This window comes from Sporosarcina limicola (genome assembly GCF_014873855.1).
Classification (GTDB): Bacteria; Bacillota; Bacilli; order Bacillales_A; family Planococcaceae; genus Sporosarcina; species Sporosarcina limicola.
Genome location: NZ_JADBEL010000003.1, coordinates 78,780 through 92,732 on the forward strand (window position 1 = coordinate 78,780; position 13,953 = coordinate 92,732).

Here is a 13,953-nt window from a genome sequence, read left to right on the forward strand (position 1 = left end):
GAGAATTCTATGAAAAAGTTAACATTATTCATCGTTTCTGACTCTATCGGTGAAACGGCTGACCTTGTTGCGAAAGCTGCTGCAAGTCAATTCCGGCAAGAACTTAAAACGGTTTCTATGAAAAGATTTTCACATGTCGAAGAAGAGTCCCAACTTGAGGAAATTGTGTTTTTAGCAAAACGACAAGACGCAATTATCATTTATACGCTTGTGAAAAGTGATATGCGAAAGAAAATCAAAGAAGAATGCGCTATCAATACCATTCAATGCATTGATTTAATGGGTCCAATTGTAGATAAAATCGGGACCGTGTTAAACGAAGAGCCGCTTGAAGAACCGGGACTTGTAAGGCAATTGGATGATGATTACTTCAGGAAAATCGAAGCAATCGAATTTGCTGTTAAATACGATGACGGAAGAGATCCGCGTGGTGTTTTAAAAGCAGATATCGTTCTTGTAGGTATTTCAAGAACTTCAAAAACACCATTATCTCAATACCTTGCACATAAAAGATATAAGGTGGCGAATGTGCCACTCGTACCTGAAGTGGATCCTCCGGAAGAACTTTATATGATTGACCCAAATAAATGTTTTGGCCTTGTAATTTCGCCGGGAAAATTGAATTCGATTCGGCGTGAAAGGTTACTTACTCTAGGTTTGAAGGATGATGCAAGTTATGCAAAAGTCGCTCGGATCGAAGATGAGATAAGTCATTTCAAGAAAGTGGTTTCGAAAATCGGCTGTACCATAATTGATGTGACAAACCGTGCTGTCGAGGAGACGGCAAATGTTATCCTAAGCGAGATTTCAAATCGATATAAATAAGAGTTGCAGGAGGGACCGCTGTCGTTGACAAGTAGGTTCTTCTTTTACGCATGATAGTAAAAGTTTTTTCGAATTGTTGATGCTAAATTTGTAGAAAAAAGTAGAAAATCGTGTAAAATGAAAGATTCGGGGATTATTTATAAAAAATTTGTCGAAAAAGCAGGATTTCCGAAAAGTATCTAGAATTGAAGTAGTCATAGTGGAAAATGGTGATAGGATGACGAGAATACCGGAAGAGACAATCGAAGCTGTCCGTACAAAGACAGATATTGTCGATTTGATAGGCGAATATGTCCAATTGACCAAAAGAGGAAAGAATTGGTTCGGTCTTTGTCCATTCCATGGTGAAAGCACACCCTCTTTTTCAGTATCAGAAGACAAGCAGCTATTCCATTGTTTCGGATGCGGTGCTAGCGGTAATGCAATCACATTCATAATGGATATTGAAAATAGTCCGTTCACTGAAGCAGTTGTCAAACTCGCAGAAAGAACAGGTGTCGAAATTGATACCACCATAAGTGAAGGCGTTGGCGGAAAAATTCACAATGCGTTTAAGCATATGATTGAGGCACATGCTCTTGCTGCAAATTTTTACAGTCATTTATTACTAAACACTGTGGAAGGTGAAGAAGCACTACAATATTTAGAAAAAAGAGGGTTTACAAGAGAGAGTATCGAAAAATATGGTATCGGATGGTCATTGAATGATAGGGAGGCATTAACAGCTCTCTTGAAACGAAAAAGCTACGATATGAAAGACATGGAGCGTGCAGGGCTTTGCATCATGAAAGATGATGGCACAGGTTATTTCGATCGATTCCGTGGACGTATCATGTTCCCACTTCGTGATGATAATGGCAACGTTATAGCATTTTCAGGACGTATCTTATCCGGGGGGAAACAGGAAGCAAAATACCTTAACAGTCCTGAAACTCCAATCTTTGAAAAAAGCCAAATTCTATACAATTTTAACAATGCACGTCTTAACGTGCGAAAAACGGGTAAAGTAATACTGTTTGAAGGTTTTATGGACACAATAGCAGCAGACCGTGTCGGAGTGACGAATAGCGTTGCAGTGATGGGAACATCTTTGTCTGATACGCATCTTGTTAAATTGAAAAGAATCGCTAAAGACATCATCATTTGTTGTGATGGCGACGATGCTGGCTGGGAGGCAGCGAAACGTTTTGCTCATCTGATTTCTAAAAAAGGGATGGAGGTTCAAATCGCCCTGTTACCAGGGAGTATGGACCCAGATGACTATATCGCTGAATATGGCGGTGATGCTTTCCGTGAGAAAATTATCGACAATCCACATTCGTTCATGTCATTCATTATGGCCTATGCGAAGCGCTTTAAGAACTTATCTTATGAAAACGATGTGTTGCAATATATTCATGAAGTACTGGAGGAATTGACACTCCGTTCATCACCTGTAGAACGAGATTTATATGTTCGGCAACTATCAACTGAAACGAACGTGTCTGTCGATGCGATTCATCAACAATTTATAAAAATGGCCGGACAACAGGCAAAAAGGGCGAAAGCCGCACCGCTTCAAGAAGGTTCATTTTACCCTCTAAATACGGGTGTACCACGAAAGAAAACAGGAGCCGAACGAGCAGAGAGGTTACTGCTTTATCATTTGATGAATGATGGAGCACTTTTTGATCGATTGCGTGAGGACAAGCACAATCTGTTCGTTCGTGATGACTACGTTGCGATTTTTGTAAGACTTGCCGGATTTTACGAACAATATGAGACGCCTGATTTCCACAGATTTGCAGAATCATTGGAGGATCGTGAACTGAGAAAAATCGTTCTCGATGCCGCAATGGTTGAACGAGATCCTGAACATGCGGAAGAAGAAATTAATGACTGTATCAGTCATTTGGAGAGATATCGGATTGGTCTGACAATCCAGACGAAAATGCATGAATCGAAAGAAGCAGAAAAGAGTAAAGATTATGCCCGGGCGCTGGAGCTGGCCAGGGAAATTATACAGCTCCGGAAATCATTGACGGCCTTGTAGGCTTATTCCGGTGTACTAAGGAGGAACGGGTAAGATGACTAAAAAAGAACTAACTGGAGATATGGAAGTTGAAATGACAATTGAAGATGCAAAGGCAAACCTGTTGGAAGCCGGAAAGAAATCAGGTGAACTGACGCTTGATGAAGTAACTGAAAAGTTATCCGTATTTGAAATGGAACCTGAGCAATTTGAGGAGTTCCTTGATCAAATTGAGGCGCAAGGAATTGAAATGGACCGAAAATCTGATGAGGAAACAGTAGAAGAAGGTGTCAAAGCTGCTCCAGAAGAGTCACAGTTCGATTTAAATGATTTAAGTGTCCCACCGGGTGTTAAAATCAACGATCCGGTACGTATGTATTTGAAAGAAATCGGTCGGGTCGATTTATTAACTGGTGTCGAAGAAGTCGAACTCGCAATCCGTATTCTGGATGGGGACGAAGAGGCAAAAAAACGACTTGCGGAAGCAAACCTCCGTCTTGTTGTCAGTATTGCCAAAAGATACGTTGGACGAGGCATGCTTTTCCTTGATTTAATCCAAGAAGGGAATATGGGCCTCATAAAAGCGGTAGAGAAATTCGATCATACAAAAGGGTTCAAGTTCAGTACGTATGCCACTTGGTGGATTCGTCAAGCAATTACACGAGCAATCGCGGATCAGGCACGTACCATCCGCATTCCGGTTCACATGGTTGAAACGATTAATAAATTAATTCGAGTTCAACGTCAACTGTTGCAGGATCTTGGACGGGAGCCATCCCCAGAGGAAATTGGGGAAGAAATGGATTTAACTGCTGAAAAAGTACGGGAGATATTGAAAATTGCTCAAGAACCTGTATCCCTGGAAACGCCAATAGGAGAAGAAGATGATTCCCATCTCGGCGACTTTATCGAAGATTCTGAAGCCCAATCACCTTCTGATCATGCGGCATATGAATTGTTGAAAGAACAACTTGAAGATGTACTTGATACATTGACGGACCGCGAAGAAAATGTCCTCCGTTTACGGTTTGGGCTAGATGATGGTCGTACAAGGACACTTGAAGAAGTTGGGAAAGTATTTGGCGTTACTCGTGAACGAATCCGTCAAATTGAAGCAAAAGCACTTCGGAAACTTCGTCATCCATCAAGAAGTAAGAGGCTCAAAGATTTTCTTGAGTGATACGTGCATCGGCAAAGTAACTTGCCGATGTTTTTTATATATATATATTTAAGAAGTGGATTTATTCGTATAAATGAATAATATATTCCTTTATATAAGTTAAATTTAAGTTTTATACTTTTATTAATTCTACATATACTTGTTTGACGCGTTTTTTTCAACTATTCAAGTATAAATAGGCCGATGATCTTTCGTTCAACTTATATAGTGATTGCTTTCTATATTTATTTTTCAAATTTTATTATGAAAGCACTCAATGATTCGTTATAATTGAATCTGCAAGCGTTTACAGCAAAGGGGATGAAGATGTGAATTTTGATTTAACAGAAGAACAACAGATGATTAGAAAAATGATTAAGGAATTTTCGGATGAGGTAGTTGCACCGGGAGCTATCGACCGTGACAGAACGAAAGAGTTCCCACTGGAAATCTTCAAGCAGCTTTCTGAAATGGGAATGATGGGGTTACCTTTTTCAGAAGAGTATGGTGGAGCTGGAGCAGACACCATAAGCTTTGCAATCGTTACGGAAGAGCTTAGCCGTGCGTGCGCATCAACTGGTATCACATACTCGGCACATATTTCATTAGGGGGAGCGCCTATCAATCTGTTCGGTACGGAAGAACAGAAACATAAATACTTAACGCCGATTTGTACTGGGGAGTCTTTCGGCGCATTCGGATTAACAGAACCGAATGCTGGATCGGATGCGGGGGGGACGCAGACGACCGCGAAAATAGATGGTGATGATTTCGTTCTAAATGGTTCAAAAGTATATATTACAAATGCGAGTTACGCAAAACATCTTGCCGTTACTGCAATCACAGGCAATGACAACGGGAAAAAAGAAATCAGTGCAATTATTGTACCGACGGACGCGGAAGGATTTACAGTACTTGATAAATATGAGAAAATGGGCCTTAACGCTTCAAATACGACAGAGCTAGTACTTGATAACGTCCGAGTACCGAGGGAGAATCTATTAGGTGAACAAGGTAATGGGTTCCGTCAGTTCCTTGTGACACTTGACGGAGGACGCATTGGAATCGGGGCGATGGCAGTCGGAATTGCACAGGCTGCCTTCGATCGTGCACTTCGCTATTCTAAAGAACGAAAACAATTTGGTAAGACACTTTCTGAGTTTCAGATTACACAATTTAAACTTGCGGACATGGCGATGAAAATCGAACTGGCACGAAATATGGTTCATAAAGCGGCTTGGCTAAAAGATCAGGGCCGTCCTTTTTCAAAAGAAGCGTCGATGTGTAAATTGTATGCCTCGGAAATCGCAATGCAAGTTGCAAATGAAGCCGTCCAGATTCATGGCGGATATGGCTATATGAAAGAATATGAGGTCGAACGCTATATGCGTGATGCTAAGCTTCTTGAAATCGGTGAAGGTACCTCGGAAGTCCAACGCATGGTCATTGCGAGGCTGATTGGTTGTTAGGATTTGAATTTTGTCGAAATTGTCACAAACGGTGAAAATTTAATCGATAACTCTTTCAGTTTCCTATCGAATACAGTACAATGATAAATGTGAACTGTATCCATTACAGAATAGATTCTTATGAAGGAGGGTAATTTAATGAGTAAAAACCCTGTAGTACCTTATATTCTGATTTTTGCGTTAGGAATTGGTCTTATTTTCTTCATGTCCCTCTATGGACTTGATCAAAAAAAGGAAATCGCTAATCAGAGTGAAGATGGGAAAACTGAAGAAGGTGCAGCGGTAGAAGACTTTGACGCTGAAGCAGTTGCTCAAGGTAAATGTATCGGTTGTCACGGTGGTGACCTAACAGGAGGCATGGGCGGCGCAGCTCCTTCGTTAGTTGGAACTAGTCTCTCTAAAGAGGACATCCATAACGTCATCAAAAATGGTCAAGGTAATATGCCTCCACAAGGCATTACTGATGATGTTGAGCTTGATGCGTTGGCAGACTATATCCTATCACTTAAATAATCAGCTGGAAGAAAGGCTGTCAGTCAGCAGAACATTTCTGTAGACTGATAGCTTTTTCTATTGCCTAAAGTGTAAAATGAAGTAAGAACTCATACTATTGAAACCATAAAAGGTGGGGATTTATTGAAAACCGTTCGATTATCAAACAGGCTTGCGGCGGTCGCTTCTTTTGTAGATGCAGGAGCAGTCGTGGCAGATATCGGCAGTGATCATGCCTATTTACCCTGCTTTCTTATCCATACAGGGAAAGTGCAGAAGGCGATTGCGGGTGAAGTAGTAAAAGGTCCATATGAATTTGCTGTGAAAAATGTGCGGCGTGAGGGTCTCTCAGATAGGGTGACAGTCCGAATGGCAGATGGATTATTTGCTATCGAAGAAAATGATGCCGTCGATACGGTGACAATTGCTGGAATGGGTGGCCCACTTATCGCCAATATCTTGCAAAGTGGAAAAGCTTGTCTTGCTCACGTGAAACGAATCATTGCACAGCCGAACATTTATGCAAAAGCAATCCGCGAATGGGCTGTTTTAAATGACTGGACAATCATTGAAGAGGACATATTGAAGGAAGACGGCAAAATCTATGAAATCCTCGTATTGGAAAAAGGGTCGGCTACTTATGATGAAATGGAATTGCTTGTCGGACCAAGACTCCTTGTTACGAAATCAGCTGTGTTCCTTGAAAAATGGAAACGCGAATTGACGGAATGGAATCGCGTACTTGCATCACTTGAAAGTGCGGAAGAAACCGAAGCAATTAAAACAAAAAAAGAACAGTTAACTGCGTATATCGAACTTGTCGGAAAGGTGTTGGAACCGTGAAAAAAGTGAATGGCCAAGAAATCATTGCTCTTTTTGAAAAATGGTCTCCGAAGCGTTTTGCGATGGAGGGGGATCCGGTAGGTCTCCATATCGGGCAATTGAATCGACCGGTTGACAAAGTGCTTGTCACATTGGATGTCAATGAAAAAGTAGTCGATGAAGCAATACAACAAGGTGTAAATCTCATCATTGCGCATCATCCACTCATCTTCAGACCGCTGAAAAATATCTTAACCGACACCCCACAAGGCAGGTTGATTGAGAAATGTATTAAAAACGATATTTCCGTCTACGCTGCACATACGAATCTCGATATAGCGCCTGGTGGAGTGAATGATATGCTCGCTTCAAAATTGGGACTTATCGACACGGAAGTGGTAGAACAGACATATAATGAATACGGTCTCGGTCGTATTGGGAAGCCGGCTGAGAAAATGACGCTTAAGCAGTTTGCGGAACATGTAAAGTCCGTGTTTGGAGTTCCAACACTACGTTTTGTTGGAAATCCGGAAAAAGTCATTCGAAAAGTAGCGGTACTCGGCGGAGATGGCAATAAATACATCGGGGCTGCAAAAAGAAGTGGTGCGGACGTCCTTGTTACGGGCGATTTGTATTACCATATTGCCCATGACGCGGAAGCGATGGGACTTGCCGTCATTGATCCCGGTCACAATATCGAAAAAGTGATGATTGAAGGAGTCGTGGAATACATGATGAATGCGTGCAAGGAAGCAGGCTTTAATGTGGAATTCCTTAAGTCGGAAATCAGTACGGAACCATTTAATTTCATATAAGAAAAATGAAAAAATCGACCTCTGTACTTAGAGGTCGATTTAATTTCATGTCGTTTCATACGGTTCGATGCGCTCAACAGGCGTTGGGTTTTTAATTTTCGGAAGAATTTTCTTCATCTCGAATTTTCGCTCCGGTTGATGTGTAGCTGGATCTTCGGGATTGAAATTCTCCAAGAAAGCAATCACTTCACGGACAATCAAGGTCGGTGTGGATGCACCTGCGGTAACTGCCACTGTAGTAACACCTTCAAGCCATGTCATATCCAATTCAGAAACGTCAGATATACGGTAGGAAGGGGTATTGGCGATGTCGATGGAAACTTGGGTAAGACGGTTTGAGTTATTGCTTTTCGGATCTCCGACAACGATGAGAAGCTCTGATTCTCCTGCTTGTTCCGCAACTGCCTCCTGTCTTACCTGTGTTGCAAGGCAAATTTCTTTATGCACTTCGATATGCGGATATTTCACCTTGAGTGCGTCCATAATATGAACAACATCCCATTGACTCATCGTCGTTTGATTGGTCACAAGAAGTTTTTCGTTTTGTATATCTAGTAGCCGAACATCCTCGATTGTTTCGATGAGGTGGACTGCATGCGGGGCAACTCCGATGGCACCTTCTGGCTCGGGATGATATTTTTTTCCGATGTAAACAATATCGTACCCTTCAGCCGTCTTTTCTTCAATTAAATCATGAGTTACGGTTACATCAGGACATGTCGCATCGATGGATACAAGTCCTTTTCTTTTTGCAAGTTCCCGAACTTCAGGGGAAACGCCATGTGCAGTGAATATGACCGTTCCAGTTTCGACTTGCTCAAGGATCTCCAAACGATTTTTACCGTCCAATGTGATGATGCCATCTTCTTCGAATGCATCGGTCACATGCTTGTTATGGACAATCATTCCCAATATATAAATGGGTCTCGGCAATGTTTTGTCGAGGGCCGCATTTCTCGCGATAATCATTGCATCGACTACCCCGTAACAATAGCCTCGTGGGGAAATCTTCAACACTTTCATGCATACTCACTCCTCTAGTAGGATCTATCATCCATTATAGCGAAGTCGATGAACTGTTTCAAAATTATCGCCCAGGTGGTTGAAAAATTCTTGGAATCGAAGGACCAGGAACTGTGCTCCTAGCGACCGATTGTGCGGCTGTAGCGGCGGCGCTACTTGCTGCAGAAGCGCCTGCGGACGGAAGTGACTGGAAGCCTTTATAAAGTCTCCACATGGCAGGCAAATTTTGCATCATTGGAGCCATTTGTTGGACTACAGGTGCGAATTGTTGGGCAGTATTTAAAAAACGATTGGCTGTCTGCATATAAGACTCCATTCGTGAAGGGCTTTGTATTTCAGGACTAGCCGCCGGACCACCAAACGGATTGCTACTCATCGCCCCTCCTTGAAACGGTTGTCTTGGTGCCTGCGGTTGACTTATCTGTGGAGGTGGTCCGAAGCCCGGTTGTCCCATGTTAAACGGTGAAGAATGCTGTTGTGCGAATGGATAAAAGGACTGATACCTCATGATTAACCCCTTTCGTTGATTTAGAATGAACTTTCACACTGTATACTATGCGAAAATCGCATACGGTGGAACGGAATCGTGTTACAATAGATGTACGTTAGGAGGCATTAAAATGTCTAAGTTTACAGATTATCAATTCAAACCGTTTATTCGGGAAGCTATCGGGAGGCTCGGTTTTGAAAACCCGACACCGATTCAAAAGGAAATCATACCGCTTATCCTAAAAGGGACGAATGCGATTGGCCAAGCACATACAGGAACCGGGAAGTCACATAGTTTTATTATTCCGGTACTCGAACGCACGGATGTAGCAATTGATGGGCTTCAAGCAGTCATCTCAGCTCCAACGAGGGAACTAGCAACACAGCTCTTCAATGAACTTACGAAGATGACAGAGGGGACAGCTATTCGGAGTACGCTACTCATTGGTGGAACGGATAAGCAACGTTCTATCGGAAAATTGAAATCGAATCCGCATATTGTCGTAGGGACACCAGGACGAATCAGTGACATGGCTGAAAATGGTGCTTTGGCAATTCATACAGCCACTATTTTAGTAATTGATGAGGCGGATCTTGCATTTGATATGGGGTTCATCGAGGATATTGATAAATTCGCATCGAAAATGCCGGCATCGTTGGAGATGTATGTATTCTCTGCAACGATTCCAGAAAAACTAAAACCGTTCCTTACAAAATATATGGAATCGCCGGTCCATGTGAAAATTGGCGAACGTAAACCGTTGACTGAAGGGATGCATTATTCTCTTGTTCCTGTTCGTAGTATGAACAAGAAGAAAAAATTGCTTCAAGTGTTGGAAGCAATCAATCCGTACTTGGCAATTATCTTTACGAATACAAGGCAAAATGCGGACGGTCTGGCAAATTATCTTGCTGAACATGGCATTAAAGCGGGAAGAATACATGGCGATCTTGCGCCACGTGAACGAACACGGATGATGAAACAGATACGCGATCTTGAGTTTCAATATATTGTTGCGACAGATTTGGCGGCACGCGGAATCGATATTCCGGGCGTCAGCCATGTTATCAACTTCGAACTTCCGGACGAACTTGAATTTTTCATTCACCGTGTTGGACGAACTGCACGCGCGGGAAATGAAGGGACGGCAATCACTTTGTACGAGCCGTCTGAAAATGACAAGATTGTCAAAATCGAAAAGTTGGGTATTCCGTTTGTTCACGAAGATGTGAAAAATGCTGAATGGGTTGAAGTTAAAGAACGACATGCTAGACAAAATAGGGTTAAAGAGGAAGACGCAATCGATCGAAAAGCGAATTCAATTGTTAAGAAACCGGCGAAAGTGAAACCGGGTTATAAAAAGAAAATGGCTCAGCAAGTAGCCAAAATTCAAAAACGAGAAAGGAGACTTACTCGGAAAAAATGACAAACCAACCATCATTGTTACTTGGCTCCCACGTATCGATGAGTGGCAAGAAAATGCTGCTAGGATCAAGTGAGGAAGCTGCAAGCTATGGAGCAACTACATTCATGATTTACACTGGAGCGCCCCAGAATACGCGTAGGAAGCCGATTGAAGAGCTGAATATCGCAGCGGGGCATTTGTATATAGAAGACAACGGAATGTCGAATATCGTTGTCCATGCACCTTATATCATCAATATCGCGAATACAACTAAGCCGGAAACATTTGCGCTAGGTGTCGACTTCCTTCAAAAGGAGATTGAAAGGACTGCCGCACTTGGTGCAAAACAGATTGTCCTTCATCCAGGGGCTCATGTCGGTGCAGGTGTCGATGTCGGTATCGCAAAAATAATTGAGGGCCTAAATGAGGTCCTTTCACAGGACTTTCCTGTCCGTATTGCCCTTGAAACGATGGCAGGAAAAGGGACTGAATGCGGTCGTAATTTTGATGAAATCGCAAGAATCATTGATGGCGTTACACATAACGAACGATTAGCGGTCTGTTTTGATACTTGTCACGTTCATGATGCAGGTTACGACATCGTCAATGACTTTGAAGGTGTGCTGGATGAGTTTAACAAAATTGTTGGCAAGGATAGAATCTCTGTCATCCACGTAAATGATAGTAAAAACGAACGAGGAGCGATGAAGGACCGTCATGAGAATGTTGGTTTCGGCCATATCGGCTTTGAACCACTTTCATTCATTGTCCATCATCCTGATTTTCAATCGATTCCTAAAATACTTGAAACTCCCTTTGTCGGTGCCGATCCGAAAAATAAAACAGCACCATATAAATTCGAAATTGAGATGTTCAAAGCTGGGTCATTTCAACCAGCTAAGATTGAAATGTTAAAAGTGTAATACAGAAAAACCGTCTGCAAAGGAAACAATATGCAGACGGTTTATTTCAAAAGAAATAAAAGTAAATGTTTTTCAACCTAAAAAGCTGTTCAGGTTTCAGCGCTGTTATTAGTTTGTAGAATCTAAATACTTCTGAAATAAGATTGCGGTCTTTTCATGTCCGATTGCATATTTCACTTTGTCGAGGAAACTTTCGGGTACTCCAGTGAAAATCCAGTGGAATGAAATGTCATTGAGTAATGGGCGAAGTTCCCCAATCTCTTTCTTTGAAAGGTCTATGCCATAATGCCATGCAATCGTTTGAACCTCTCCATCACTTCTCATTTTCACTTCATTCAAAAGCTGTACATAATCCATTCATTCACCATTCTTTCTCAAAAGGTTGTATCCCTTCGTGCAATATATTATAATTTTACATATGAATCGTAATGATTCCTGTTTTTTGGAAGGGAAAGTAAAATGACAAAAACTATTATTCAATTGGACGATGTCAGTTTCAGTTATGACCATTCAATTGTTCTTGAACATATTTCCCTGCAAGTGGGGGAAGGAGAGTTTTGGGCATTGATTGGTCCGAATGGTTCTGGGAAATCGACGCTTCTTACTATTATTCTTGGGTTATTAAAACCATCTAGTGGTTCGGTCAAGCTTTTCGGAGAGAATCTCGAGTCATTTAAAGATCGAGAACGGATTGGCTTTGTTTCGCAGAAATCAAATTCATTTAACTCTGGTTTTCCAGCTACAGTGTTTGAAGTTGTAAGAAGTGGTTTGACAAGTAAAGTAGGTTTGTTGAAAAGATACTCCAAGAAAGATGAACAAAAAGCATTGGAGTCTCTTCGCATTGTTGGAATGGACAGTTTTGCTACGCAAAGCATTGGACAATTATCCGGTGGACAGCAGCAGCGTGTATTTATAGCACGAGCGCTCGTCGGGGAGCCGGATCTTCTAATCATGGATGAACCGACGGTGGGAATCGACCAACAGAATGTTGCCTCCTTTTATTCTATGCTCAATAAGTTAAACCGTGAACATGGCATCGCAATCGTCCTCGTTACGCATGAAATCGATCTTGTGACAGATCTTGCGACACATGTAGCTTGTCTTAACCGAACAATGCATTTTCATGGCGTACAATCCGATTACAATAAAATGGATGAAGTCGATATCTCAAAATGGTATGGACATCCTGTACGCCGTGTCCATCAGCATGCGCCGGAGGTACAAGAATGATTAGTGCAATCTTATCTTATGAGTTTTTACAAAATGCATTTCTTTCCGGTCTAATCATCGGAGTTATTGCACCACTCCTTGGTTTGTTCATTGTGGTGAGGCGGCTTGCGCTCATCGCAGATGCACTAAGCCATGTTGCGCTTGCGGGAATTGCGGGGAGTCTCTATTTAAGTCAACAATTTCTGTTTTTTGCCACTGTGAATCCAGTCTATTTAGGGATTGCATCAGCTGTTGGAGGGTCTTTGCTAATCGAAAAGTTACGGGGAGCATACCGTCATTATGAAGAGTTGGCCATTCCAATCATTTTATCGGCCGGAATAGGGCTTGGGGCCATTTTTATTTCATTATCGAAAGGTTTTGGATCCGATTTAATCGGCTATCTATTCGGTTCAGTTTCAGCGGTTAGCAGACAAGATCTTACGATTGTTATTGTTATCGCCATTATTGTTATCTGTTATATTTACTTCTTTAATAAAGAACTTTTCGCACTCTCATTTGATCCGGAGTACGCAAAAGTGTCGGGTATTAATTCACGTTATATACAGATGGGATTCATGATTATCACTGCGCTCGTTATCGGGGCGTCGATGCGTATTGTTGGTATTTTGCTTGTATCTTCGCTGATGACGATTCCAGTTGCAGCGGCAATCCAACTTGCGAAAAGCTTTAAAGGGGCGATGATTTATTCTATCCTTTTTGGTGAGTCTGCTGTCATCATCGGTCTCGTCGCTGCATTTTATATGGATATTGCTCCTGGGGGAACAATTGTCATTACATCGATTCTCATTCTGCTAGCGGTATTGGGTTGGAAGAAGGTTCAGGGTAATCGTAGTTCATTTGCAGGGAAAGGGGAATTGGTATGAATTTGGATGAAGCTTGGCGTATCCTTCAGGAAAACCAGTTTAAACGCACGAAAAATAGGGAAGCGATTTTACAATTTTTTTCAATTAATGACCGTTATCTTACGGCTCTCGAAGTGAAAAACTTCATGGAAGATGATAATCCGGGAATTAGTTTCGACACAATTTATAGGAATTTATCGACCTTCGAAGAGCTTGGTATACTTGAAGAAACAGATTTGAACGGTGAACGACATTTCCGCATGCAATGTAATCTAGGCAAGCATCATCATCATTTCATCTGCACAGCCTGTGGAAAGACGCGTAGCATTCTACATTGCCCGATGGAGATGATTGCAGTTAATTTACCGGACTATGAGATCGAAGGGCATAAATTTGAAATATATGGGAAATGTCCAGCGTGTATTCCTATATAAAAAACACTGTGTG

At 41.9% G+C, this 13,953-nt stretch carries 15 protein-coding genes; 12 read left to right on the forward strand and 3 right to left on the reverse strand.

The annotated features are described in order from the left end of the window. Positions 1-9 precede the first annotated feature (9 nt). The 7 genes from H4683_RS03965 (at position 10) to H4683_RS03995 (ending at position 7,593) form a co-directional block, all read left to right on the forward strand. Entirely contained in the window at positions 10-825 is an 816-nt protein-coding gene (locus H4683_RS03965) for a pyruvate, water dikinase regulatory protein (protein WP_192597541.1), read from the forward strand. A 217-nt stretch (positions 826-1,042) separates the two neighbouring features. Beyond that, complete coding sequence (dnaG, locus tag H4683_RS03970; RefSeq protein ID WP_192597542.1) at positions 1,043-2,857, forward strand: DNA primase; 1,815 nt, start codon at positions 1,043-1,045, stop codon at positions 2,855-2,857. A 34-nt stretch (positions 2,858-2,891) separates the two neighbouring features. After that, entirely contained in the window at positions 2,892-4,016 is a 1,125-nt protein-coding gene (gene rpoD, locus H4683_RS03975) for an RNA polymerase sigma factor RpoD (protein ID WP_192597543.1), read from the forward strand. Positions 4,017-4,324: 308 nt separating this feature from the next. Continuing rightward, the gene (locus H4683_RS03980; RefSeq protein ID WP_192597544.1) at positions 4,325-5,464 is read left to right on the forward strand and encodes an acyl-CoA dehydrogenase family protein; all 1,140 of its coding nucleotides are present in this window, start codon (positions 4,325-4,327) and stop codon (positions 5,462-5,464) included. A 138-nt stretch (positions 5,465-5,602) separates the two neighbouring features. Further along, positions 5,603-5,977 carry a cytochrome c550 gene (cccA, locus tag H4683_RS03985; protein WP_192597545.1) on the forward strand — a complete coding sequence of 125 codons (375 nt, stop codon included), beginning with the start codon at positions 5,603-5,605 and terminating at the stop codon, positions 5,975-5,977. A 123-nt stretch (positions 5,978-6,100) separates the two neighbouring features. Then, positions 6,101-6,799: a tRNA (adenine(22)-N(1))-methyltransferase gene (locus tag H4683_RS03990; protein ID WP_192597546.1), complete on the forward strand. Its 699-nt coding sequence runs from the start codon at positions 6,101-6,103 to the stop codon at positions 6,797-6,799. After that, positions 6,796-7,593, forward strand: a complete 798-nt coding sequence (locus H4683_RS03995; protein WP_192597547.1) for a Nif3-like dinuclear metal center hexameric protein — start codon at positions 6,796-6,798, stop codon at positions 7,591-7,593. Before H4683_RS03990 ends, H4683_RS03995 begins: the two co-directional genes overlap by 4 nt. Before the next feature lie 45 nt (positions 7,594-7,638). Here the strand turns inward: H4683_RS03995 and H4683_RS04000 are convergent, their stop codons facing one another. After that, complete coding sequence (locus H4683_RS04000; RefSeq protein WP_192597548.1) at positions 7,639-8,616, reverse strand: 4-hydroxy-3-methylbut-2-enyl diphosphate reductase; 978 nt, start codon at positions 8,614-8,616, stop codon at positions 7,639-7,641. A gap of 64 nt (positions 8,617-8,680) precedes the next feature. Beyond that, positions 8,681-9,124, reverse strand: coding sequence for a VrrA/YqfQ family protein (vrrA, locus tag H4683_RS04005; RefSeq protein WP_192597549.1), 444 nt, complete (start codon positions 9,122-9,124; stop codon positions 8,681-8,683). A 112-nt stretch (positions 9,125-9,236) separates the two neighbouring features. On the opposite strand from vrrA, the gene H4683_RS04010 reads away from it, so the two are divergent. Both H4683_RS04010 and H4683_RS04015 read left to right on the forward strand, forming a co-directional pair. After that, positions 9,237-10,532: a DEAD/DEAH box helicase gene (locus tag H4683_RS04010; protein WP_192597550.1), complete on the forward strand. Its 1,296-nt coding sequence runs from the start codon at positions 9,237-9,239 to the stop codon at positions 10,530-10,532. Between the two features lie 14 nt (positions 10,533-10,546). Continuing rightward, on the forward strand, positions 10,547-11,434 hold the full coding sequence (locus H4683_RS04015; protein ID WP_192597717.1) for a deoxyribonuclease IV: 888 nt from the start codon (positions 10,547-10,549) through the stop codon (positions 11,432-11,434). Between the two features lie 108 nt (positions 11,435-11,542). Here H4683_RS04015 and H4683_RS04020 read toward each other — a convergent pair whose 3' ends face one another. Continuing rightward, complete coding sequence (locus H4683_RS04020; RefSeq protein ID WP_192597551.1) at positions 11,543-11,791, reverse strand: hypothetical protein; 249 nt, start codon at positions 11,789-11,791, stop codon at positions 11,543-11,545. A gap of 102 nt (positions 11,792-11,893) precedes the next feature. Between H4683_RS04020 and H4683_RS04025 the strand changes: the two genes are divergently transcribed. From H4683_RS04025 to H4683_RS04035, 3 genes are read left to right on the forward strand one after another with little or no spacing between them, the layout of a single operon-like run. Further along, positions 11,894-12,664, forward strand: a complete 771-nt coding sequence (locus H4683_RS04025) for a metal ABC transporter ATP-binding protein (protein WP_192597552.1) — start codon at positions 11,894-11,896, stop codon at positions 12,662-12,664. Continuing rightward, entirely contained in the window at positions 12,661-13,527 is an 867-nt protein-coding gene (locus H4683_RS04030) for a metal ABC transporter permease (protein WP_192597553.1), read from the forward strand. The genes H4683_RS04025 and H4683_RS04030 overlap by 4 nt, the downstream gene beginning before the upstream one ends. After that, positions 13,524-13,940, forward strand: a complete 417-nt coding sequence (locus tag H4683_RS04035; RefSeq protein WP_192597554.1) for a Fur family transcriptional regulator — start codon at positions 13,524-13,526, stop codon at positions 13,938-13,940. The genes H4683_RS04030 and H4683_RS04035 overlap by 4 nt, the downstream gene beginning before the upstream one ends. Positions 13,941-13,953 lie beyond the last annotated feature (13 nt).

Bases quoted from the DNA above. Each gene is read 5' to 3' on its own strand.
- H4683_RS03965 (WP_192597541.1), top strand. From the start codon at position 10: ATGAAAAAGTTAACATTATTCATCGTTTCTGACTCTATCGGTGAAACG.
- dnaG (WP_192597542.1), top strand. From the start codon at position 1,043: ATGACGAGAATACCGGAAGAGACAATCGAAGCTGTCCGTACAAAGACA.
- rpoD (WP_192597543.1), top strand. From the start codon at position 2,892: ATGACTAAAAAAGAACTAACTGGAGATATGGAAGTTGAAATGACAATT.
- cccA (WP_192597545.1), top strand. From the start codon at position 5,603: ATGAGTAAAAACCCTGTAGTACCTTATATTCTGATTTTTGCGTTAGGA.
- H4683_RS04000 (WP_192597548.1), bottom strand. From the start codon at position 8,616: ATGAAAGTGTTGAAGATTTCCCCACGAGGCTATTGTTACGGGGTAGTC.
- vrrA (WP_192597549.1), bottom strand. From the start codon at position 9,124: ATGAGGTATCAGTCCTTTTATCCATTCGCACAACAGCATTCTTCACCG.
- H4683_RS04010 (WP_192597550.1), top strand. From the start codon at position 9,237: ATGTCTAAGTTTACAGATTATCAATTCAAACCGTTTATTCGGGAAGCT.
- H4683_RS04020 (WP_192597551.1), bottom strand. From the start codon at position 11,791: ATGGATTATGTACAGCTTTTGAATGAAGTGAAAATGAGAAGTGATGGA.
- H4683_RS04025 (WP_192597552.1), top strand. From the start codon at position 11,894: ATGACAAAAACTATTATTCAATTGGACGATGTCAGTTTCAGTTATGAC.
- H4683_RS04030 (WP_192597553.1), top strand. From the start codon at position 12,661: ATGATTAGTGCAATCTTATCTTATGAGTTTTTACAAAATGCATTTCTT.
- H4683_RS04035 (WP_192597554.1), top strand. From the start codon at position 13,524: ATGAATTTGGATGAAGCTTGGCGTATCCTTCAGGAAAACCAGTTTAAA.